This is a genomic window from Streptomyces sp. NEAU-YJ-81 (genome assembly GCF_017592595.1).
GTDB classification, from domain to species: domain Bacteria; phylum Actinomycetota; class Actinomycetes; order Streptomycetales; family Streptomycetaceae; genus Streptomyces; species Streptomyces hygroscopicus_B.
Genome location: NZ_JAGFNO010000062.1, coordinates 1 through 26,400 on the forward strand (window position 1 = coordinate 1; position 26,400 = coordinate 26,400).

Genomic DNA, 26,400 nt, shown 5'->3' on the forward strand with positions numbered 1-26,400 from the left:
CCGAACGCACCAACCCCCACACCGCAGCAGCCGCCACATCCGGCACATCCTCACCCAACACAGCAGCCACCGCACCCCGCGTCACCACCACCAACCGCGAACCAGCAAACCGCTCCTCAGCCAACCATGCCTGGAGCGCGTCCAGCGCGCGATGCGTCGCCTGGTGTGTCACGGACACGAGGTCCTCTTCCGCCGCGGCGGAGTCGGTTGCCGAGGCGGTGAGGATGGGCAGGAGGACGAGGTCGGGCGCGGCCGTGGCCGATGCGTCGGACAGGAGCAGGGCGCCCATGTCGTCGTACTCGTCGATCCGGCCACCGCTGGATTCGAGCGCGGCGCGCAGTTCGGCGCCGTCAGGGCCGACGATCGACCAGTGGGCCCGGTCCGGCTCGACGCCGGAGGAGCCTGCCGGGACACTCATCCACTCCACCCGGAACAGCGACTCATGGGGCATCCGGCCCCCGGTGAGCTGCTCGGTTGTGAAGCTGCGGGTCATCACCGCGTCCACGTCGGCCACCGCGTGGCCCGATTCGTCCGCCAGGAGGATCGCCACGCCGTCGGGCCGTTCCGTGGAGAGCCGTACGCGCAGGGTCGTCGCGCCGGTGGCGTACAGGGACACCCCGGTCCACCGGTACGGGAGCCGGACGCGGCCGCCGTCGTCGGCCGCCAGGTCGGCCGTGGCGTGCAGAGCCGCGTCGAGCAGCACCGGATGCAGACCAAAGCGATCGGCGTCCGAGCGCGCGTCCTCCGCCAACGCCACCTCGGCGAAGATCTCCCCACCGCGACGCCACGCATGGCGCAGGGCGCGGAAAGCGGGACCGTGCTCCAAGCCACTGAGTGCGGCCACGCTCGGGTACCGGTCGGCGAGTTCGATCGGCTCGGCGTCCGCCGGTGGCCACAGGTCGAGCCCGGTCTCCGCCGGCGCCGTGGGCCGCTCCGTGGTCAGCACACCGGTGGCATGGTGCGTCCACGGCAGGTCGGCGGGCCCGTCCTCGAAGCGCGAGTAGAGGTTCACGGTGCGTCGCCCGGAGTCGTCCGGGCCCCCGACCGTGAGCTGCAGTTGGACCGCACCGCTCGCGGGAAGAGCGAGGGCCGTTTCCTGCGTCAGCTCCTCCAGGTGGCCGCAGCCGACCGCGTCACCGGCCCGCAGCGCCAACTCGACCAAGGCGGATCCGGGAAGCAGCGCGGTGCCATGAATGGTGTGGTCGGCCAGCCAGGGGTGTGACCGGAGGGAGAGTCGACCGGTGAACAGATGCCCGCCGGACTCGGGCAGCGCGACCGCCGCGCCGAGCAGGGGATGGTCGGCGGAGACCAGTCCGGCCGACGACACATCGCCCGCCACGGCTGAGGGCTCGACCCAGTAACGCTGGTGCTGGAAGGCGTACGTCGGCACATCGACGCGCCTGGCCGTCGCTCCGGCGAACACCCCCGCCCAGTCGACGGGGGCGCCGCCGACGTACGCCTCGGCAAGGGAGGTGGCGAACCGGTCGAGACCGCCTTCGTCGCGGCGCAGCGAACCGACGGCGGTGACGCGGGTGCCGTGGTCCTCGGCCGTCTGCTCCACACCCATCGTCAGGACAGGATGGGCGCTGGCCTCGATGAACACCTGGAAGCCGTCGGCCAGCAGGCCACGGACGGTCTCATCGAAGCGCACCGTCTGACGCAGATTGCGGTACCAGTACCCGGCATCCAGCGCGGTCGTATCGAGCACGCCACCGGTCACGGTCGAGTAGAAGGGAACCGACGACGAGTGCGGGCTGATCCCCGCGAGATCCCGCAGCAACTCGCCCTCGATTGCCTCGACATGGGCACAGTGCGAGGCGTAGTCCACGGGAATGCGACGCGCCCGGATCTCCCCGCCCTCGCACACCGCCAGCAGCTCGTCCAACGCGTCCGCGTCACCCGAGACAACAACCGCCGAGGGCCCGTTCACCGCCGCCACCGACAACCGCTCACCCCACGCCGCCAGCCGCTCCCGTACCACCTCCACCGGCAACGACACCGACACCATCCCGCCACGCCCCGACAACGCCCGCAACGTTTTACTCCGCAACGCCACCACGCGCGCCGCGTCCTCCAACGACAACGCACCCGCCACACACGCCGCCGCGATCTCACCCTGCGAATGACCCACCACCGCCGCAGGCTCCACCCCGTACGAACGCCACAACTCCGCCAACGACACCATCACAGCCCACAACACCGGCTGCACCACATCCACCCGCTCCAACGCGGCCGCATCGCCAAGCACATCCACCAGCGACCAGTCCACACACGGCGCCAACGCCGCCGCACACTCACCAACCCGCTCCGCGAACACCGGCGAAGACTCCAGCAACCCAGCCGCCATCCCCACCCACTGCGACCCCTGACCAGGGAAGACCAACACCGCACGACCATCAGTACCGGCCACACCCCGGATCAGCCCCGCGGCGTCCCGGTCCTCCGCCAGTGCCGCCAGACCGCCGGCCAGACCGTCCCGGTCCCCGGCGAGCACCACCGCGCGATGCTCGAACGCACTACGCGTCGCCGCCAACGACAGCCCGATGTCCTCCGCCGAGAGCTCCGCCCGCTCGCGCACATGGGCCAGCAACCGGTCCGCCTGCGTCCGCAGCGCGGCCTCGGACTTGCCCGACACCAGCCAGGGGGTGACGGGTATCCGCCCCGCACCGCCGGCGGGGTCGTCCACGGCGGGCCGCTCGGGCTCCGGCCGCGGCGGAGGTGCCTGCTCGATGATGACGTGTGCGTTGGTGCCGCTGACGCCGAAGGAGGACACGCCCGCCCGCCGCGGCCGACCGGTCTCCGGCCACGGCGTGGCCTCGGTCAGCAGCTGGACGGTGCCGGGCGACCAGTCCACGTACGGGCTGGGCTCGGCCACGTTCGGCATCCCGGGCAGCAGTCCGTGCCGCATGGCCAGCACCATCTTGATCAGACCCGCCGCACCGGCGGCCGCCTGGGTGTGCCCGATGTTGGACTTGATCGAGCCGAGCCACAGGGGCTGGTCGTCGGTGTGTTCACGGCCGTACGTGGCCAGCAGCGCCTGCGCCTCGATCGGGTCGCCCAGCTTCGTTCCCGTCCCGTGCGCCTCCACGACGTCGACCTGTCCGGCCCCGAGCCCGGCGTTGGCCAGTGCCTGGCGGATCACCCGCTGCTGGGACGGCCCGTTGGGCGCGGTGAGCCCGTTGCTGGCACCGTCCTGGTTGACGGCGGAGCCGCGTACCACCGCGAGGATCTGGTGTCCGTTGCGCCGCGCGTCCGACAGCCGCTCCAGCAGCAGCATGCCCACACCCTCGCCCCAGGCCGTGCCGTCCGCGGCCGCCGCGAACGGCTTGCACCGGCCGTCCGGCGCAAGGCCCCGCTGGCGGCTGAACTCCACGAAGCCACGCGGTGACACCATCACCGAGACGCCACCGGCGAGCGCGAGGGAGCACTCGCCCTGCCGTAGTGCCTGTGCCGCCAGGTGCAGCGCCACCAGCGACGACGAACAGGCGGTGTCCACCGTGACCGCCGGGCCCTCGAGGCCGAAGGTGTAGGAGATGCGGCCGGAGACGACGCTGGCCGCGTTGCCGGTGGCCACATAGCCCTCGGTGGTCTCCGGGGCCTGGTCGAGCAGGGACACGTACTCCTGCCCGTTGGTGCCCATGAACACACCGGTGCGGCTGCCGCGCACCGCTTCGGGGTCGATTCCGGCCCGTTCCCACAGCTCCCATGAGGTTTCCAGCAGCAGTCGCTGCTGGGGGTCCATGGCCAGCGCCTCGCGCGGCGAGATGCCGAAGAAGTGCGCGTCGAAGCCGCTCACCTCGGAGAGGAACGCGCCCTCGCGTACGTAGCTCTTTCCGATCGCGTCCGGGTCCGTGTCGTACAGCCCCTCGAGGTCCCAGCCACGGTCCGTGGGGAAGGTCGAGACGGCGTCCTCTCCGGCGGCCAGCAGCCGCCACAGGTCTTCGGCGGAGCGTACGTCGCCGGGGAAGCGGCAGCTCATCGAGACGATCGCGATCGGCTCGTCCGTCGCGATGGACGCGGTCGTGGCCACGTCCGCGGTCGTATTGTCCGTCTGCTCGCGGCTGCCGAGCAGTTCGGTGAGCAGATATCCGGCCAGCGCGGTCGGTGTGGGGTAGTCGAAGACCAGGGTGGCCGGGAGCTGCACGCCCGTGGCCTCGCTGAGCTGGTTGCGCAGGCCCACCGCGGTCAGGGAGTCGAAGCCGATCTCCATGAAGGCGCGGCCGGGCCCGATGGCGTCCACACCGCTGTGACCGAGTACGGCGGCCACATGGGCACGCACGAGCTCCAGCAGGGTTCGCTGCCGTTCGGCCTCGGAGAGTGTCGCCAGACGCCGGACGAGTGCCGAGGACTCCTCGGTGTGCGCGGTGTCGGTGTCGCCGGGCCGGGTGGTCACGGTCAGCTCCCGGACTTCCGGGACTCCGCTGAGCAGCCGGGACAGCCGCCGGGCCTCGAAGGTGTCGGCGAAACGCTTCCAGTCGGCGTCGACGACGGCGACAGCGGCGTCCGCGTGGCTGACGGCGCGCTCCAGCGCCGCCAGGGCCAGCCGGGGATCCATCGCGGTCATGCCATGGCGGCGGATGGTGCGGCTGACTTCGGTGCTGCTGACGGCCATGCCGTTGTCGGCCCAGGGCCCCCATGCCACCGAGGTGGCAGGCAGGCCGTCGGCCCGACGCTGTTCGGCGAGCGCGTCCAGAACCGCGTTCGCCGCCGCATAGTTCGCCTGCCCCGCCGCACCCACCGTCCCCGAGAACGAGGAGAACAGCACAAACGCCGAAAGGTCCAGCTCGCGCGTCAGCTCATGCAGATGCCACGCCGCCTCCGACTTCGCCCGCAACACACCCTCGAACCGCTCCACCGACAACCCATCCAGCACACCGTCATCCAGCACACCCGCCGCATGCACCACCGCCGTCAACGGGAACTCCTCCGGCACCTCGGCCAACACCCCGGCCAGCGCCTCCCGATCACCCACATCACACGCCACAACCGTCACCCGAGCACCCATCCCACGCAGCTCCGCACACAGCCCATCCACGCCCCCAGCCCCAGGACCACGACGCGAGACCAGCAACAGATGCTCCGCACCCGCCCCCGCCAGCCACCGCGCCACATGCGCACCCAACGCACCCGTACCACCGGTCACCAGCACCGTCCCCGACGGCTTCCAGCCCTCGATGTCCGGTCCGCCGGCCGACGCCCGGACGATACGGCGCGCGAACGCCCCGGAGCCGCGCACCGCGACCTCGCTCTCGCCCGTACGACCGCTCACCACATCCACCAGGCGATCCGCCACCCGCGTGTCCCACGTCTCGGGGAGATCGAGCAGACCGCCCCACCGCTCGGGCACCTCCAGCCCGGCGACCCGGCCCAGGCCCCACACCGCCGCCTGCTCCACCTCGCGCACGCCCTCGGAACCAGCGGCAGCGACCGCGCCGCGCGTCACACACCACAGCGGAGCGGCCACGCCCACATCACCCACGGCCTGCACCAGCGACAGCGTCCATGCCACGCCCAGGGGCACCGACCGGTACTGCCCGTGTCGGCCCTCGGCCAGCGCCAGCAGGGACAACACCCCCGCGACATCGGCCACTTCGGGTCCGGCCAGGGCCGCGCGCAGCCGCGCCGCCACCACCTCACGGTCGGCCTCATCGGGCTCCAGCTCGACCACCACCGGCCGCGCACCACGCCCGGTGAGGGCGTCCGCACATGCCGACACCCATGGGTCGGCGGCCATACCGGCGGGGACCGCCACCAGCCACAGACCCGTCACCGTCCCCGACCCGTCGGACACCGGCGACCACGACACGCGGTAGCGCCACCCGTCCACGGTGGCGCGCTCACGTCCACGGCGACGCCACGACGACAGCACCGGCAACACCGCCGCCAGCGATTCACCGGCGCCGTTCTCGTCCGTGACCGCCAGCGTGTCCGTGAGCGCGGGCAGATCCTCACGCTCCACCGCATCCCAGAAGTCGGCGTCCACCGCGTCCGTGGGTCCAGCCCCCGCCGTGGTGACGGACGACTCCAGCCAGAAGTGCTCCCGCTGGAAGGGATACGTGGGCAGATCGACGTGGCGTACGGAGGTCGGCGCGAGCAACGCCGTCCAGTCCACGGAACGACCCCGCACATGGATCTGGGCCAGCCCCTCCATGACCGAGGCGGTCTCGTCCCAGCCGCTACGGAGAACCGGAGCGAATACGGCGTCCGGCACGCACTCCTGACCCATCCCGGAGAGGACGCCGTCGGGGCCCAACTCCAGGTAAGTGACCACTCCTTGCCCGGCCAGGCACTCCACGCCGTCCGCAAAGCGCACGGTCTCGCGGACGTGCCGTACCCAGTACTCGGCCGAGCACAGCACCTCGGCATCCGCCACCAGACCCGTCACATTCGACACAACGGGAATACGCGGAGACGCATACGACAACCCCTCGGCCACCTGGCGGAACTCGGCCAGCATCGGCTCCATCAACGGCGAGTGGAACGCATGCGAAACACGCAGCCGCTTCGTCCTCACCCCGCGAGCCCCCAGCAGCCCGGCAACCTCAGACACCGCCTCCTCGGCACCAGAGATCACCGTCGAACGCGGACCATTGACCGCCGCCACACTCACCTCGGCCTCACGACCCGCCAGCAACGGCAACACATCGGCTTCGGCCGCCTGCACCGACACCATCACCCCACCCGACGGCAACCCCTGCATCAACCGCCCACGAGCCGCCACCAACACACACGCATCCCCAAGCGACAACACACCCGCCACATGAGCAGCCACCAACTCACCAATCGAATGCCCCGCCACGAAATCCGGCCGCACACCCCACGACTCCACCAACCGAAACAGCCCCACCTCCACCGCAAACAACCCACACTGCGCAAACACCGTCTCATCCAGCCCCGGCGCGTCCCCGAACACGACGTCCCGTAGCGGGCGCGCCAAAATCCCGTCGAACCGCGCACACACCTCGTCAAACGCGTCCGCGAACACCGGGAACGCCTCATACAACTCCCGGCCCATTCCGACCCGCTGGCTGCCCTGTCCCGAGAACAACACCGCGAGCTTCCCCGGCACCACCGAACCCCGCACCACACCCGCCACCGGTACGCCATCCACCAGCGCGCCCAGCCCAGCCGCGAACCCCGCACCGTCACCCGCCAACACCACCGCCCGCTCATCGAGGGCCGAGCGCGTCGTGACCAGCGACAACGCCACATCGGCCATCGACGCCTCGGCCCCGGCCTCGGCCCCACCCCGGGCGTACGGCAGCAACCGCTCCGCCTGCGCCCGCAACGCACCCTCGGATTTCGCCGACACCACCCACGGCATCAGGCCCGACGGCTGCTCCGGCGCCCCGTCCGAGCCGTCACCATCCTCCACGGAGAGGGCGGCCTGCTCCAGGATGACGTGTGCGTTGGTGCCGCTGATGCCGAACGACGACACACCCGCACGCCACGGACGATCCGTCTCCGGCCACACCACCGCATCCGTCAACAACTCCACCGCACCCGCCGACCACTCCACATGCGGCGACGGCTCATCAACATGCAACGTCCTCGGCAGCACACCATGCCGCATCGCCAACACCATCTTCATCACACCCGCCACACCAGCAGCCGCCTGCGTATGACCGATGTTCGACTTCACCGACCCCAGCCACAACGGCCGGTCCCGGTCCGCCCGCTCCTGTCCGTATGTCGCGAGCAGGGCCTGCGCCTCGATGGGATCGCCCAGCTTCGTTCCCGTACCGTGCGCCTCGACCGCATCCACCTCGGCCGCCGACAAGCGTGCGCTCTCCAACGCCGCCCGGATCACCCGCTGCTGCGAGGGTCCGTTCGGCGCCGTCAAACCGTTCGACGCACCGTCCTGGTTCACCGCGCTGCCCCGCACCACGGCCAGCACCCGGTGCCCGTTCCGCCGTGCGTCGGACAGCCGCTCCAGCAGCAGCACACCGACGCCCTCCGCGAGCCCCATACCGTCCGCGGCCCCCGCGAACGCCTTGCAACGGCCGTCGAGCGCCAGGCCCCGCTGGCGGCTGAAGCCGATGAGGGCACCGGGGTTCGGCATGACGGCGACGCCACCGGCGAGCGCCAGCGAGCACTCCCCGTTCCGCAGCGCCTGTGCCGCCAGGTGCAGCGCCACCAGGGACGACGAGCACGCGGTGTCCACGGTCACCGCGGGACCCTCGAAGCCAAAGGCGTACGCGACGCGTCCGGACACGACGCTGGCCGCGCTTCCGGTCATGAGGTGGCCCTCGGAGCCCTCGGGCGCCTCATGCACTCGGGGCCCGTACTCCTGGTAGTTGGAGCCGATGAAGACGCCGGTGCGGCTGCCGCGCAGCGCGAGCGCGGGCACACCGGCGCGCTCGAAGGCTTCCCACGAGGTTTCCAGCAGCAGCCGCTGCTGCGGATCCATCGCCAGCGCCTCACGCGGCGAGATCCCGAAGAACGCCGGATCGAAGTCACCCGCGCCGTAGAGGAAACCGCCTTCACGCACATAGGTCTTGCCGGGTGCGTCCGGGTCCGGGTCGTATATGCCCTCGATGTCCCACCCACGGTCGGTGGGCAGCCCGCCGATCGCGTCGCCGCCGGACACGATCAGCTGCCACAGCTCCTCGGGGGAGGACACCCCGCCCGGGTAGCGGCAGCTCATCGCGACGATGGCGATGGGGTCGTCGTCGGAGTCCACGGACGCCGCACGGGTCGCCGCCGCACCTGCCGCCGTCTGCGGGAGGGAGGGGCCGTCCGCCTCGCCGTCGTCGGCCGTCGCCCCGAGCAGCTCGGTGAGGATGTGCTCGCTCAATACGGCGGTGCTGGGGTAGTCGAAGGCCAGCGTGGCGGACAGGCGCAGCCCGGTGGCCGCGTTCAGCCGGTTGCGCAGCTCGACGGCTGTCAGCGAGTCGAAGCCAAGGTCCTTGAAGGCACGCTCGGAACCCACCGCGTCGGAGGTGGCGTGTCCCAGGACGGCCACTACCTGCGCACGCACCAGCTCCAGGACGGTGTGCTCACGCTCGGTGGGGGTCAGTCCGGTCAGCCGCTGCCGCAGGCCCGAGGAGGCGTCGGCCGAGGCGTTCGCGACCGCCCCGGCGCCGTCGGCGCCCTCCTGGATACGTCGCATCGCGGGAAGCTCGTCCAGCAGTGGGCTGGGGCGGGCGGAGGTGAAGACCGGGATGAAGCTGTCCCAGTCGATGTCGGCGATCGCCAGGTGGGTCTGGTCGTGGTCGAGTGTCTGCCGCAGGGCGGCGACGCCGAGCGCCGGGTCCATGAACCGTAGTCCACGCCGCCGCAACTGATCCAGGTCCAGGGCCTCGGGCATGTTGTCGCCGGTGGCGTCCCACACCCCCCAGGCCACCGAGGTGGCCCGCAGGCCGTGCGCCCGCCGTCGCTCGGCGAGCGCGTCCAGGTAGGCGTTGGCGGCGGCGTACGCGCCGTGGTCGCCCACGCCCCACAGCCCGGAAACCGAGGAGAACAGCACGAACGCGTCCAGCGGGCTGTCGCCCAGCAGCTCGTCGAGATGGACCGCGCCCGCCACCTTCGCGTCCATGACCTGGGCGAACTCCGCCGAAGTCGTCGCGCCAAGCCCGGCCAGGTCGATATAGGCAGCGGCGTGGATGACGGCGGTCAGCGGCCGGTCGTCGGGTACGGACGCGAGGACGCGTTGAAGCGCGGCGCGGTCCGCCACATCGCAGGCGGCGACGGTGACCAGCGTGCCCTGTTCGGCCAGTTCGGCGACCAGGTCTTCGGCGCCGGGCGCCGCGAGCCCGCGGCGGCTCGTCAGCACCAGGTGTTCGGCGCCGTTGTGCGCGAGCCACCGGGCCAGATGGCTGCCGAGGGCACCGGTGCCACCGGTGATGAGGACCGTGCCACGGGGCTTCCAGGCGCGCCGCGGTGGGGTGTTCCCCAGGGGTGCGGGCTCGAGTCGCCGCAGCATCACCCCAGAGCCGCGGATCGCCACCTGGTCCTCGGGGCCGCCATCCGCGAGCACTCCGGCGAGCCGGGTCCCGGCCCGGGCGTCCATGGTCCGCGGAAGGTCGATCAGCCCACCCCAGCTGTCCGGGTACTCCACTCCGGCCACCCGGCCCAGGCCCCACACCGCCGCCTGGGCGGGGCTGGTGAGCGGGTCGGAGCTGCCGATCGACACCGCGCCCTGAGTGGCGCACCACAGCGGCGCCCGAACGCCGAGGTCGTCGAGGGCCTGGATCAGTGCGAGGGTCAGGGTCAGGCCGGTGCCGGCCACGGGATGGTCGGGGTACGGGCGCTCGTCCAGCGGTAGCAGTGACAGCACCCCGGACAGCGTGTCCAGCGGGTGGTCGGCGGTGGCGGCGCGCAGCCGCTCGGCCACCGTGGCGCGGTGTGCGTCGTCTTCACCCAGTTCGACGAGGACGACATCGGCGCCGTGTGCCGCGAGCGCCTCGCGGGAGGCCGTGACCAGCGGGTCACCGGCACGGGAGCTCGGGGCCAGCAGCAGCCACGGCCCCGGGAGCGAGGGGGACGGGGTGCGGTTCATGGGGCGCCAGATCACGCGGTAGCGCCACTCGTCCACGGTCGATTCGGAGCGCCGCTGCCGGCGCCACTGTGCGAGGGCGGGCAGGACGGTGCCCAACGAGGCGTGCTGCTCGATGGATTCGACCTGGAGGGTGGCGGCCAGCGCCTCGGCGTCCTCGCGCTCCACGGCCTGCCAGAAGTCGGCGTCCGCCCCGTCCTCGGCCGGTGTGCTGTCGGCGGGGCGCGCAGTGGCGGTGAGCCAGTACCGCTGGTGCTGGAAGGCATAGGTGGGCAGTTCGACGGGGTGCGCACCGGTCCCGGCGAAGACCGTCCGCCAGTCGACGGCGATGCCGCCGACATGGGCCTCGGCCAGGGAGGTCAGGAACCGTGCCAGGCCGCCTTCGTCACGGCGCAGCGAGCCGATGGCCGCCACGGGGGTGCCGTGGTCCTCGGCCGTCTGCTCGATGCCCATGGTCAGCACCGGATGCGCGCTGGCCTCCACGAACGTCTGGAAGCCCTCGCCGAGGAGCACCTGTACGGTCTCGTCGAAACGCACGGTCTGGCGCAGGTTGCGGTACCAGTAACCGGCGTCCAGCTCCGTGGTGTCCAGCGCGCCGCCGGTCACCGTCGAGTAGAACGGCACCGAGGAGGCTCGCGGGGCGATCCCGGCGAGGGTGCGCCGGATCTCCTCTTCGAGGCTCTCGACGTGGGCGGAGTGGGAGGCGTAGTCCACGGGGATGCGGCGTGCCCGGGTCCCGTCCGCCTCGCACGCCGTCAGCAGCTCGTCCAACGTGTCGGCATCGCCGGAGACCACGACCGCCGAGGGCCCGTTCACCGCCGCCACCGACAGCCGCTCACCCCATGCCGCGAGCCGCTCCCGTACGCGCTCCACGGGCAGCGAGACCGACACCATGCCCCCGCGCCCGGACAGCGCACGCAGCGCCTGGCTGCGCAGGGCCACCACCTTCGCGGCGTCCTCCAGCGACAACGCACCCGCCACACACGCCGCCGCGATCTCACCCTGGGAGTGGCCGATGACCGCCGCGGGCTCCACACCGTACGAACGCCACAGCTCCGCCAGCGACACCATCACAGCCCACAACACGGGCTGCACCACATCCACCCGCTCCAACGCACCCGCATCGCCAAGCACATCCGCAAGCGACCAGTCCACAAACGGCGCCAACGCCGCCGCACACTCACCAATCCGCTCCGCGAACACCGGCGAAGACTCCAGCAACCCAGCCGCCATCCCCACCCACTGCGACCCCTGACCAGGGAAGACGAAGGCGACTCCGGAGCTGCGCCTGGCGACGCCTTCGACCAGCCCGGAGGCGCCTCGGCCCGCGAGGTGATCGGCCAGGGTCCGTACGGCCTCCGCACGGTCCGGGGCCAGTACGACCGCGCGGTGCTCGAAGGCGGTCCGGGTGGTGGCGAGGGACAGTCCGATGTCCCCGGTCGCGACCTCCGGGTGCCGCTCCACGTGGTCCAGCAGCCGCCTGACCTGGACACGCAGCCCCGCCTCGGACTTGCTCGCCAGCGGCCAGGGGATCAGCGGCAGCGCTGTCCGGGGCGCCTCCTCCGTCTCTCCCGCCACGTCGGCACCGGACGCGGCGTCAGTCGTGGTGGCGGACGGTGGCGGCGGCGCCTGCTCGAGGATGGCGTGGGCGTTGGTGCCGCTGATGCCGAACGAGGAAACACCGGCCCGGCGCGGCTCCTCCCCCTCGGGCCACGCGGCGGCCTCGGTGAGGAGCTCGACGGTGCCCGTCGACCAGTCCACATGCGACGACGGCTCGTCGATGTGCAAGGTGCGGGGCAGCACGCCCTGCCGCATCGCCAACACCATCTTCATCACACCGGCCACGCCGGCGGCAGCCTGGGTATGGCCGATGTTGGACTTGACCGACCCCAGCAGCAGCGGACGATCCGCGGTGCGCTCACGGCCGTAGGTGGCCAGCAGCGCCTGTGCCTCGATCGGATCACCCAGCTTCGTGCCCGTTCCGTGTGCCTCTACGGCATCGACCTGCCCGGCCGTGAGCCCGGCGTTGGCCAGCGCCTGGCGGATCACCCGCTGCTGGGACGGGCCGTTGGGGGCGGACAGCGCACTGCTCGCACCGTCCTGGTTGGTCGCCGTGCCCCGGACGACGGCCAGCACGGGATGCCCGTTGCGTTGTGCGTCGGAGAGCCGCTCCAGGAACAGCATGCCCGCGCCCTCGGCGGCCCCGAAACCGTCGGCCGCCGCCGCGAAGGGCTTGCACCGGCCGTCGGCCGCCAGGCCCCGCTGGCGGCTGAACCCGATGAAGGTGCCGGGGGTGGCCATGACAGTGACGCCACCCGCCAGGGCGAGCGAACACTCCCCCTGGCGCAGGGCCTGTACGGCCAGGTGCAGGGCGACCAGCGACGAGGAACACGCGGTGTCCACCGTGACCGCCGGGCCCTCCAGACCCAGGGTGTAGGCCACGCGCCCGGACACGACGCTGATGGCGCTGCCGGTCACCAGGTGACCCTCGACACCACCGTCGGTGGCCTCGTGCACCCGCGGCCCGTAGTCGGGGGCCACGGCCCCGACGAAGACTCCGGACTGGCTGCCCCTGAGTGAGGCCGGATCGATGCCCGCCCGTTCGATGGCTTCCCACGAGGTCTCCAGCAGCAGCCGCTGCTGCGGATCCATCGCCAGCGCCTCACGAGGTGAGATCCCGAAGAAATCGGCGTCGAAGTCGCCGCCGTCGTGCAGGAATCCGCCCTCGCGCGCATAGGAGGTGCCCGGCCGGTCGGGGTCCGCATCATAGAGCGACCCGAGGTCCCAGCCACGGTCCTCGGGGAACGCCGTGATGGCGTCCTCGGCCCCGCTCAACAGCCGCCAGAACTCCTCGGGGGAGCGCACCCCGCCGGGGAAACGGCAGCTCATCCCGACGATCGCGATCGGTTCGCGGGCCGCCGACTCCACGTCCCGCAGACGCTGCCGCGTCTGGTGCAGATCAGCCGTCACCCTCCGGAGCCGGCCGGTCACCATCGCGTGGGTGGCGTCGTCGGCCGCCGTGTCCGTGCCGGGCAACGCGGCTTCCGGTCCGTCGAGTTCGACGGCCGTGTCCGACGGGTCGTCCGCCGCCACGGGGGCGATCTCCGCATCCAGGTGTCCGGCCAGCGCGGCGGGGGTCGGGTAGTCGAAGATGAGGGTCGCGGGCAGCCGCAGCCCGGTGGCAGCGTTCAGCCGGTTGCGCAGCTCGACCGCGGTGAGCGAGTCGAAGCCCAGCTCCAGGAAGCCGCGATCGGTGACCACCGCCGACGCCGACCCGTGGCCGAGGACCGTGGCGGCGTGTTCCTGGACCAGACGCAGCAGCGTCCGCTGCCGCTCCCCCTGACCGAGCCCGGCCAGCCGCCGCGCCAGTGGCGCCTCCTGCGAACCGGAGTCGTCCTGGGCCGAGGCGCGCCGGGAAGCGACGGGCCGTCGTACGAGTCCGGTGAGCAAGGGGGGTACGGGCGTGGTGTCGGCGGTGGCTGCCAGGTTGCCGAGGTCGAGCCGCGCGGGCACCACCACACCCTCGGCCAGCCGGCCGGCCGTGTCGAACAGCCGCAGCCCCTCCTCGGAGGAGAACGGCACCAGCCCGCCCCGTGTCATACGGGAGAGGTCCGCCTCGGCGAGGTGTTTGGTCATCCCGCTGCGCTCGGCCCACAGGCCCCAGGCGAGCGACACCCCGGGCAGGCCCATGGCCCGGCGCCGCTGCGCCAGTCCGTCCAGGAACGTGTTGGCGGCGGCGTAGTTGGCCTGTCCCGCGGAGCCCAGGACACCGGCGGCCGAGGAGAACAGGGCGAACATGGCCACATCGAAACGGCGCGTCAGCTCATGCAGATGCCACGCCCCGTCGACCTTCACCCGCAACACCGCGTCCAGCCGCTCCGGCGTCAGCGACGTCACCGTGCCGTCATCCAGAAGACCCGCGGCATGAACCACACCGGTCAGACCGTGTCCGTCGGGGAGATCGGCCAGCAGATCGGCCAGCGCGTCGCGGTCGGCGACATCGCAAGCGGCAACCGTCACCGAGACCCCCTGGGTCGTCAGCTCTGCCTCGAGCTCTGTCATGCTCTCGGCGGCGCGGCCACGGCGGCTGACCAGCAGCAGCCGGCGTATCCCGTGCTCGGCCACCAGATGCCGGGCGACCAGCCCGCCCAGGACACCTCCGGCGCCGGTGATCAGTACCGTCCCCTCCGGGTCCAGCGCGGCCGGAACGCTCAGCACCAGCTTGCCCACATGGCGCGCCTGGCTCATGAACCGGAACGCCTCGGGAGCCCTGCGCATATCCCACACCCGGGTAGGCAGCGGCTTCAGGTCGCCTTGTTCGAAGAGGGCCACGATCTCCGCGAGCATGCCCCCGATGCGCTCGGGGCCCGCCTCGGCCAGGTCGAACGCCCGGTACATCACCCCCGGATGCGCCGCGGCCACCTCCTCGGCCGACCGCACATCCGTCTTGCCCATCTCGATGAACCGCCCGCCCTCACCCAGCAGCCGCAGCGACGCGTCGACAAACTCACCGGCCAGGGAGTCCAGGACGACATCCACACCACGACCGGCCGAGGCGGTCTTGAACCGCTCCTCGAACTCCAGCGTCCGCGACGAGGCGATATGCGCATCGTCCAACCCCAGCCCACGCAGGACGTCCCACTTGGCCTCGCTCGCGGTCGCGAACACCTCACAGTCCCAGGCCCGCGCCAACTGCAGCGCCGCGATCCCCACACCACCGGCCGCGGCGTGGACCAGCAGCGACTCACCACGCCGGAGGCCCGCCAGCTCCCGCAACGCATACAAAGCCGTCACGAACACCACGGGGACGGACGCGGCCTCGGTGAAGGACCAGCCGTCCGGGATCCGCACCAGGGTGCGGTGGTCCACCACGGCCAACGGCCCGAAACCGCCCTCCCACAGCCCCATCACCCGGTCGCCGACGGCGAGGGAGGTCACGGCGGGACCGGTGGCCACGACCACACCGGCCCCCTCGCCACCCATCAGAGCCTCACCCGGATACATGCCGAGAGAGATCAGGACATCGCGGAAGTTCAGGCCCGTGGCCCGAACCGCGACCCGCACCTCGTGCTCGCCGAGTTCCCCGGTAGCGTCCGTGGCCGTGGCCAGCGTCAGCCCCTCCAGCGTGCCCGCTCCGGACGCCTCCAGCCGCCACGCCTCCGTGTCGACCGGTGGAGTCAGCACAGCCGTCGTGGCGCCAGGGGCCAGACGCGGCACCAGCACCTCGGCGCCGCGCACCGCGAGCTGCTGTTCCCCGGTGGACACCGCCTGGTGCACCAGGGCCAGCGACTCCTCGCCGCCGTCCACATCCAGCAGGACGAACCGGTCCGGATGCTCCGCCTGCGCCGACCGCACCAGCCCCCACACCGGGGCCGCCGCCAGATCACGCGGGTCCGCACCGTCCTCGGTCGCCATCGCACCCCGGGTGACGAACACCAAACGCGCCTCGGCGAACCGGTCCTCCGCCAGCCACGCCCGCACCATCTCCAGGGCCCGGTGGGCCACCGCCCGCGTCGCCGGGACAACGTCCTCGCCGGAGACGGAGGACACCAGGACAAACACCAGATCCGGCATCGGAGCGCCCGATCGCACATGTACCGCGAGAGCGGTCAGGTCGGCGTACTCCTCCACCGACCCGTCGGCCGCGTTCAACGCCACGGCCAGGCCGAAGTGATCCGGTCCGGCCACGGCGCACCGGTCGATGGCGGGCGCCGGGACCGTAATGGACGTTGCGACCCACTCCACCCGGTACAGCGACTCGTCGTCGCCGGCAGACGAGGCGAGCTGTGCTTCCGAGACCGGCCGGGTGACCAGCGCCTCCGCCGTGGCAACCGGCGTTCCGGCCGCGTCGGCCACCAGCACGGACATCCCGTCAGCGCCCGTGCGGGCCAGCCGCACCCGCAGGGAGGTCGCGCCGGTGGCATACAGCGACACACCGCTCCACACGAACGGCAGCCGGATCCCCTCCGCCCTCTCGCCCCCGTCCGCGGCGGCGCACACCAGCCAGGCGTGCAGCGCCGCATCGAGCAGCGCGGGATGCAGCCCGAACCGGGCCGCCTCCGCCCGCGACTCCTCCGGCAGCGCCACCTCCGCGAAGACCTCATCGCCCCTGCGCCAGACGGCACGCAGCCCCCGGAACACCGGACCGTACGCCAGCCCGGTGGCCGCCACATCCTCGTAGAAGCCCTCGGTCCCGACCGCCTCCGCCCCCACCGGCGGCCACGCCTCCAGGCCCACCGGACCCGTCGCCCCATCGGCAGCGGACGCCACGGCCAGCATGCCCTTCGCGTGGCACGTCCACGACGCGTCCGGGCCATCGTCACGGCGGGAATACACGCTGAACTCACGCTGCCCGTCCGGCTCGGGCCCGCCCACGACCAGCTGCACCTGGACCGCCCCCTCATCGGGCAGCACCAAAGGCGCCTCCAGCGTCAACTCCTCCAACCGATCGCAACCGACCGCGTCACCGGCCCGCGACGCCAACTCGACAAACGCCGTACCCGGCAGGATGACCCGGCCCAGCACCGCATGGTCGGCAAGCCAGGGATGCGTACGCAGCGACAGCCGACCGGTCAGCAAGAACCCATCGGAGTCGGGCAGCGGCACGGCAGCCCCCAGCAACGGATGCCCGGCCGGGTCCAGCCCCACCGACGCCACGTCGCCGAGCCCGGACGTCTCGGACTCCAGCCAGAAGTGCGTGCGCTGGAAGGCATACGTCGGCAGATCCACCCGCTCCGCACCCGTCCCGGCGAACCCACCCGCCCAGTCGACGGACGCGCCGCCGACATATGCCTCGGCCAGGGAGGTCAGGAAGCGCTCCAGACCGCCTTCGTCGCGGCGCAGCGAACCGACGGCGGTAACGCGGGTGCCGTGGTCCTCGGCGGTCTGCTCCACCCCCATCGTCAGGACGGGGTGGGCACTGGCCTCGATGAACACCTGGAAGCCGTCGGCCAGCAGAGCACGGACGGTCTCGTCAAAGCGCACTGTCTGACGCAGATTGCGGTACCAGTACCCGGCGTCCAGTTCCTGGGTGTCCAGCACACCTGCCGTGACCGTGGAGTAGAACGGCACCGACCCAGCCCGGGAAGCAATTCCCGCGAGGGCTTGTCGAAGCTCGCCCTCGATGGCCTCGACATGGGCGCAATGCGAGGCGTAGTCCACCGGCACACGACGCGCCCGGATCCCCTCCGCATCGCACACCGCCAGCAACTCCTCCAAAGCATCCGTGTCACCGGACACCACCACCGCCGGAGGCCCGTTCACCGCCGCCACCGACAACCGCTCACCCCACGCCGCCAGCCGCTCCCGTACCACCCCCACCGGCAGTGACACCGACACCATCCCGCCACGCCCCGACAATGCCCGCAGCGCCTTACTCCGCAACGCCACCACCCGCGCCGCATCCCCCAACGACAACGCACCCGCCACACACGCCGCCGCGATCTCACCCTGCGAATGACCCACCACCGCCGCAGGCTCCACACCGTACGAACGCCACAACTCCGCCAACGACACCATCACAGCCCACAACACCGGCTGCACCACATCCACCCGCTCCAACGCGGCCGCATCGCCAAGCACATCCACCAGCGACCAGTCCACAAACGGCGCCAACGCCGCCGCACACTCACCAATCCGCTCCGCGAACACCGGCGAAGACTCCAGCAACCCAGCCGCCATCCCCACCCACTGCGACCCCTGACCAGGGAAGACCAACACCGCGTGATCCCGGGCGGTCGCCATCCCTCGTACCACACCAGGTGCCACTTGCCCCTCGGCCAACGCGCCCAGGCCGTTCATGAGACCGTCCCCGTCGCCCACCAGCACCACCGCGCGGTGCTCGAACACACTGCGCGTGGTCGCCAACGACAGCCCGACATCGGCGGGCGAGACCTCTCGGCGCTCGCGCACATGCGCCAGCAGCCGCTCCGCCTGCGCCTCCACCGCGGCCTCCGACCGCCCGGAGATCACCCACGGCGTGATCTCCGGCAGTTCCCCGACCGGGGCGTCGTCATCGGCGGCAGGACTGGGAGCGTCGTCCAGCGGAGCCTGTTCCAGCACGGCGTGGGCGTTGGTTCCGCTCATCCCGAAGGAGGAGACCGCCGCGCGCCGCGGCCGTCCCGTCTCCGGCCAGGGCATATCGTCCGTCAGCAGGCGTACTCCACCGGTGGACCAGTCCACATGCGGCGACGGCTCGTCCAGGTGCAGTGTGCGCGGCAGCAGGCCGTGTCGCATGCCGAGCACCATCTTGATCACACCGGCCACGCCGGCCGTCGCCTGGGGGTGTCCGATGTTCGACTTCACCGAGCCCAGCAGCAGCGGCCGTTCTTCGGGGCGGCCCCTGCCATACGTGGCCAGCAGGGCCTGTGCCTCGATGGGGTCGCCCAGCTGGGTGCCGGTGCCATGTGCCTCGACCGCGTCCACCTCGGCCGCCGACAGCCCGGCGTTCGCCAGCGCCGCCCGGATCACCCGCTGCTGCGAGGGTCCGTTGGGCGCGGTGAGCCCGTTGCTCGCACCGTCCTGGTTGATGGCGGAGCCGCGTACCACCGCCAGCACCTGATGGCCGTTGCGCCGCGCGTCCGACAGCCGCTCCAGCAGCAGCACACCGACGCCCTCCGCCGGGCCGAAGCCATCGGCGGCGGCGGAGAAGGGCTTGCAGCGCCCGTCCGGTGCCAGCCCCCGCTGGCGGCTGAAGCCGACGAAGGTCCAGGGGGTGGACATGATGGCGGTGCCACCAGCCAGGGCCAGGGAACACTCGCCCTGTCGCAGCGACTGCGCGGCCAGGTGCAGCGCCACCAGCGACGACGAGCACGCCGTGTCGACGGCGACAGCCGGCCCCTCGAAGCCGAACGCATAGGCGAGCCGACCGGAGGTGACGCTGAGGGCGTTGCCGGTGAGCAGGTAGCCCTCGACGCCGCCCGACGGCTGGATCGGGCCCGCGCCGTATCCGTGTGATCCGGCGCCCACGAATACACCGGTCAGGCTGCCACGCAGGGAGGCCGGGTCGATGCCCGCGCGCTCGAAGGTCTCCCAGGACGTCTCGAGCAGCAGCCGGTGCTGCGGGTCCATCGCCACCGCCTCGCGCGGTGAGATGCCGAAGAACGCCGCGTCGAATTCGCCCGCGCCGTCGACGAAGCCACCGTGCCGGGTGTAAGTCTTCCCGGGTGTGTCGGGGTCGGCGTCGTAAAGTCCGTCGAGCTGCCAGCCGCGGTCCTCGGGGAAGCCGGATATCGCGTCACGGCCCTCGGTCAGCAGGTCCCACAGTTCCTCCGGGGACCGGACGCCGCCGGGCAGACGACACCCCATCGCCACGATGGCGATCGGATCGTCGTCGGGCTCGGCCCGGGCGACGGGCGCGGGTGCCGAGGGGGCGTCGCCTTCCCGGATGCCGAGCAGTTCCGCGCGGAGGTATTCCGCGAGCGCGGCAGGGGTCGGATAGTCGAAGACGAGCGTGGCGGGCAGCCGCTCCCCCGTGGCGGCGTTCAGCCGGTTCCGCAGCTCCACCGCCGTAAGGGAGTCGAAGCCGTGCTCCTTGAAAGAGATCTCCGGCTCGACCGCGTCCGGTGCGCTGTGGCCGAGGATGGTGGCGGCCTGGTCCTGGACCAGGCGCAACACCATCCGCTCCCGCTCCGTGTCGCCCACCCTCAGCAGGCGCTGCCGCAGTGACGCCTCCTCCGCTCCGGGCGCCGCCTGGGCCAGTGCGCGCCGGACCACAGTGGCCCGTTCCGGTCGGCCGTCGCCGGGCTTCGCTGTCGCGGCCGCGAACTGCTCCTCTGTCACCGGCCGCGCCACCAGCGCGTCCACCGTGGCCACCGGTGTTCCGGCCGGGTCGGCGACCAGCGCGGACAGGGTGTCGGTGCCCTTGCGGGTCAGCCGCACGCGGAGCATCGACGCGCCGGTCGCGTGCAACGACACACCGCTCCAGAGGAACGGCAGGCGGATGCCGTCCGCATCGCCCGAGAGGGGTGCCAGGCCCGTCTGCAAGGCGGTGTCCAGCAGCGCCGGGTGAATGCCGAACCGGGGCACGTCACCACGGGCTTCCTCCGGCAGCGCCACCTCGGCGAAGAGCTCGTCACCGCGGCGCCACAGCGCGCGCACGCCGCGGAACACAGGCCCGTAGGCCACCCCGGCGTCGGCCAGCCGCTCGTAGAACCCGGCGACATCGACGGCCTCCGCGCCTGTCGGGGGCCATACGCCGAGGTCGGCGACCGGGTTCGGGTCCGTGGCGTAGCTGCGGGTTTCGCCGTGGGCCTCGCTGTGCACCAGCGTTCCCGAGGCATGCCGGGTCCACGGCCGGTCCGCGGTGTCCTCCGCCCGCGCGTACACCCGCAAGGGGCGCCCGCCGCCCTCGTCGGGCGCGCCGACGGTCAACTGGACCAGCACCGCGCCCTGTTCGGGCAGCACCAGAGGCGCCTCCAGCGTCAGCTCCTCAACGCGGTCGCATCCGGCCGTGTCACCGGCTCGCAGCGCCAACTCGACGAAGGCCGATGCGGGCAGCAGGGCCCGGCCGAGCACGGCGTGTTCGGCGAGCCACGGATGCGTACGGAGCGAGAGGCGGCCCGTCAGCAGCCATCCGTCCGAGTCGGGCAGCTCGGTCGCCGCACCGAGGAGGGGGTGGTCGGCGGAGACCAGTCCGGCCGACGACACATCGCCCGCCACAAATGAGGGCTCGACCCAGTAACGCTGGTGCTGGAAGGCATAGGTCGGCAAGTCGACGCGTCGGGCACCCGTGCCCGCGAACATGGCCGCCCAGTCGACGGACACGCCGCCGACGTATGCCTCGGCCAGAGAGGCGACGAAGCGGTCGAGACCACCCTCGTCGCGGCGCAGGGAACCGACGGCGGTGATAGGCGTGCCGTGGTCCTGAGCCGTCTGCTCCACGCCCATCGTCAGGACGGGGTGGGCGCTGGCCTCGACGAATGTATCGAAGCCTTCGTCCAACAAGGCGCGGACGGTCTCGTCGAAGCGGACCGTCTGACGCAGATTGCGGTACCAGTACCCGGCGTCCAGTTCCTGGGTGTCCAGCACACCTGCCGTGACCGTGGAATAGAACGGCACCGACGACGAGCGCGGAGCGATCCCCGCAAGGGTCTGCTGAAGTTCGTCCTCGATGGCCTCCACGTGAGCGCAGTGCGAGGCGTAGTCGACCGGGATGCGGCGCGCCCGGATCCCGTCTGCCTCGCAGGCCGTCAGAAGTTCGTCCAGCGCGTCGGCGTCACCCGAGACCACGACCGCCGAGGGCCCGTTCACCGCTGCCACCGACAGCCGCTCACCCCACACCGCGAGCCGCTCCCGAACCTCCCCCACCGGCAGTGACACCGACACCATGCCGCCACGCCCCGACAACGCCCGCAGCGCCTTGCTCCGCAACGCCACCACCTTCGCGGCATCCTCCAGAGACAACGCACCCGCCACACACGCCGCCGCGATCTCACCCTGCGAATGACCCACCACCGCCGCAGGCTCCACACCGTACGAACGCCACAACTCCGCCAACGACACCATCACCGCGAACAAGGCAGGCTGCACCACATCCACCCGCTCCAACGCCTCCGCAGCGCCCTCCCCACCCCGCAACACATCCCCGAGCGACCAGTCAACGAACGGCGCCAACGCCGCCGCACACTCACCAACCCGCTCCGCGAACACCGGCGAAGACTCCAGCAACCCCGCCGCCATCCCCACCCACTGCGACCCCTGACCAGGGAAGACCAACGCGAGGCGGTCCGAGGCCCCAGAAGCCACCCCGCGCACCACGCCCGTCGCCTCGCGGCCCTCGGCCAGTGCGGTCAGGCCACTGACGAGCGCGGCACGGTCACCACCCAGCACCACCGCCCGCCGCTCGAACGCCGCACGCGTGGTGACCAGCGACAGACCGACATCCACGGACGCCGGACCGCTCTCGTCGCCCACCACCGACAGCAAGCGCGCGGCCTGGTCCCGGAGTCCCGCCTCGGACCGCGCCGAAACCACCCACGGCACCACGGTCGGTTCCGAAGTGCCTTCCGTGTCGACATCGGACTCCACCGGGCCCTGCTCCAGGATCACATGGGCGTTGGTGCCGCTCACGCCGAAGGAGGAGACGCCCGCCCGACGGGGCCGGCCGGTCTCGGGCCATGCGGTCGGGGCGGTCAGGAGCTCCACCGCGCCCGCGGACCAGTCCACGTGTGGTGACGGCTCATCGATGTGCAGGGTCTGCGGAAGCAGGCCGTGGCGCATGGCCAGCACCGACTTGATGATCCCGGCCACACCGGCCGCGGCCTGGGTATGCCCGATGTTGGACTTGACCGAGCCGAGCCACAGCGGCCGCTCCTCGGGCCTCTCCTGCCCGTACGTGGCGAGCAGCGCCTGCGCCTCGATCGGATCGCCCAGCGTCGTTCCCGTACCGTGCGCCTCGACCACATCGACGTCGGCGGCCGACAGCCGCGCGTTCGCCAGCGCCGTCCGGATCACCCGCTGCTGCGACGGGCCGCTCGGCGCGGTGAGACCGTTGCTCGCCCCGTCCTGGTTGACGGCAGAGCCCTTGACGACCGCGAGGATCTGGTGTCCGTTGCGCCGCGCGTCCGACAGCCGCTCCAGCAGCAGCAAGCCCACACCCTCGCCCCAGCCCGTGCCGTCCGCGGCCGCCGCGAACGCCTTGCACCGGCCGTCAGCCGCCAGACCGCGCTGTCGGCTGAACTCCACGAAGAGTTCGGGGGTGGACATGACGGTGACACCGCCGGCAAGTGCGAGCGAGCATTCGCCTTGGCGCAGGGACTGTGCCGCCAGATGCAGGGCGACCAGTGATGACGAACAGGCGGTGTCCACCGTGACCGCCGGGCCCTCGAAGCCGAAGGTGTAGGAGATGCGGCCGGAGACGACGCTGGCGGCGCTGCTGGTGACCAGGTGTCCCTCGACATGCTCCGATGCCGCCTGGCGCAGGTTGGTCCCGTAGTCCTGACCGTTGCTGCCCACGAAGACCCCGGTCTGGCTGCCCCGGAGCAGTGTGGGATCGATCCCCGCCCGCTCGAACGCCTCCCACGATGTCTCCAGCAGCAACCGCTGCTGCGGATCCATCGCCACCGCCTCACGCGGCGAGATGCCGAAGAACTTCGGGTCGAAGTCGCCGGCTCCTTCGAGGAATCCGCCCTCGCGGACGTAGCTCTTGCCGTGCTCGTCCGGGTCCGGCCCGTAGAGCGTGTCCAGGTCCCATCCGCGGTCGGCGGGGAACTCGCTCAGCACCTCGCGTCCGGCGAGCAGCAGCTGCCACAGGTCTTCCGGCGTCCGCACCTCGCCGGGGAAACGGCAGCTCATGGCTACGATGGCGACGGGCTCGTCGTCGGTGACCACAGCGACAGGCACCGCCGCATCCGCGCCGTTCCGCAGCCCCAGCGCCTCGGTGCGCAGCAGTTTCACCAGCGCCGTCACGGTGGGGTGATCGAAGAGCAGGGTGCTCGGCAGGCTCAGCCCGGTGGCCGCGTTCAGCCGGTTGCGCAGAGTCACCGCCGCGAGGGAGTCGAAGCCAAGTTCCTTGAAGGCCCGATCGGCGTCGATGGCCTCGGGACGGCGGTGTCCCAGGACGGCTGCCACATGGGACCGCACGAACTCCAGGATGACCCGGCCCTGTTCCGCCGTTCCCAGCCCGGCAAGGCGCCGGCGAAGCGATCCGTCCGTGGTGGTGGCCTCGTTGGCAGTGGCGGGTGAGCCATGTGCCATCAGGTCTTGCAGGAGTCGGCGCGAACGGGCGTCCGCCATCGTCCGGGCCACGGTGTCCCACTCAACGTCGGCGACGATCAGAGACGCTGCCGCCGGGTGATTGACGCTCTTCTCCAGGGCGGTGACGGCCGACTCGGGGTCCATCGCGGGGAGGCCGTGGCTCCGCCACCGGTCCGCGACGGTCTCAGCCATGCCGTTGTCGGCCCAGGGTCCCCATGCCACCGAGGTGGCAGGCAGGCCATCGGCCCGACGCTGTTCGGCAAGCGCGTCCAGAACCGCGTTCGCCGCCGCATAGTTCGCCTGACCCGCCGCACCCACCGTCCCCGAGAACGAGGAGAACAGCACAAACGCCGAAAGATCCAGCTCACGCGTCAACTCATGCAGATGCCACGCCGCCTCCGACTTCGCCCGCAACACACCATCGAACCGCCCCACCGACAACCCATCCAGCACACCGTCATCCAACACACCCGCCGCATGCACCACCGCCGTCAACGGGAACTCCTCCGGCACACCGCCCAACACCCCGGCCAGCGCCTCCCGATCACCCACATCACACGCCACAACCGTCACCCGAGCACCCATCCCACGCAGCTCCGCACACAACCCATCCACACCCCCAGCCCCAGGACCACGACGCGAGACCAGCAACAGATGCTCCGCACCCGCCCCCGCCAGCCACCGCGCCACATGCGCACCCAACGCACCCGTACCACCGGTCACCAGCACCGTCCCCGACGGCGTCCACACCTCCCCACCCTGCGCACCCACCGCGGCACGAACCACACGGCGGGCGAACACACCCGACGCCCGCACCGCCAGCTCGGTCTCGCCCGCACGGCCACTCACCGCGCCCACCAGCCGATCCGCCACCCGCCCATCCCACACCTCGGGCAGGTCGAGCAGGCCGCCCCATCGCTCCGGGGCCTCCAGCCCGGCGACCCGGCCCAGGCCCCACACCGCCGCCTGCTCCACACTCGACGGACTCTCCACACCGCCTGTCGCCACCGCACCCCGCGTCACACACCACACGCGGCCACCCACACCCGCGTCCCCGATCCCCTGAAGCAGGGACAACGTCAACGCCAGACCCAACGGCACCGCCGTGTGCTCACCATGCCGTCCCTCCGCCAGCGCCAACAGCGACAGCACACCTGCGGCGTCGGAGACTTCGGCCTCATCCTGAGCCTGGCGCAGCCGGTCCGCCATCACCGCACGATCGGCGTCACCATGCCCGAACTCGACGACAACGGGCAGGGCACCTCGTCCGGCCAACGCGGCCACGCAGTCCGCAACCCACTCATCCCCGGCCAGCCCAGCGGGCACCGCCACCAGCCACGTGCCTGTCAGCGAACCCACCACGTCCGAAACTGGCGACCACGACACCCGGTAGCGCCAGCGATCGGCCATATGCATCACCGCCGGGGCCGAACCGGTACGGACCGGCTCCAGCCAGAAGCGCTCCCGCTGGAACGCATACGTCGGCAACTCCACACGGCGAGGGCGGGCCGGTGCGAACACGGCTGACCAGTCGACCTGCCGCCCCCGTACATAGATCTCGGCGAGCGCCTCGTACATGGAGGCGACTTCGCCCCGACCATCGCGCAGCACCGATGCGAACACCGCGTCGGACACGCACTCCTGCCCCATCCCGGACAGCACCCCATCCGGGCCGAGCTCCAGGAAGGTGGTGACTCCCACGTCCACCAGGCTCCGCACCCCGTCCGCGAACCGCACCGCCTCCCGGACGTGCCGTACCCAGTACTCGGCCGAGCACAGCACCTCGGCATCAGCGACCAGACCCGTCACATTCGACACAACGGGAATACGCGGAGGCGCATACGACAACCCCTCCGCCACCTGGCGGAACTCGGCCAGCATCGGCTCCATCAACGGCGAGTGGAACGCATGCGAGACCCGCAGCCGCTTCGTCCTCACCCCGCGAGCCTCCAAGAGCCCGGCAACCTCAGACACCGCCTCCTCGGCACCAGAGATCACCGTCGAACGCGGACCGTTGACCGCCGCCACACTCACCTCGGCCTCACGACCCGCCAGCAACGGCAACACATCCACCTCGGCGGCCTGCACCGACACCATCACCCCACCCGACGGCAACCCCTGCATCAACCGCCCACGAGCCGCCACCAACACACACGCATCCCCAAGCGACAACACACCCGCCACATGAGCAGCCACCAACTCACCAA

1 protein-coding gene is annotated in these 26,400 nt (G+C 71.6%); it reads right to left on the minus strand.

The genetic code is table 11. From position 1 onward, the window contains the following. A partial coding sequence (locus J5X86_RS48465) for a type I polyketide synthase (protein WP_208522979.1) occupies positions 1-26,400 on the minus strand: 26,400 nt, incomplete at both ends.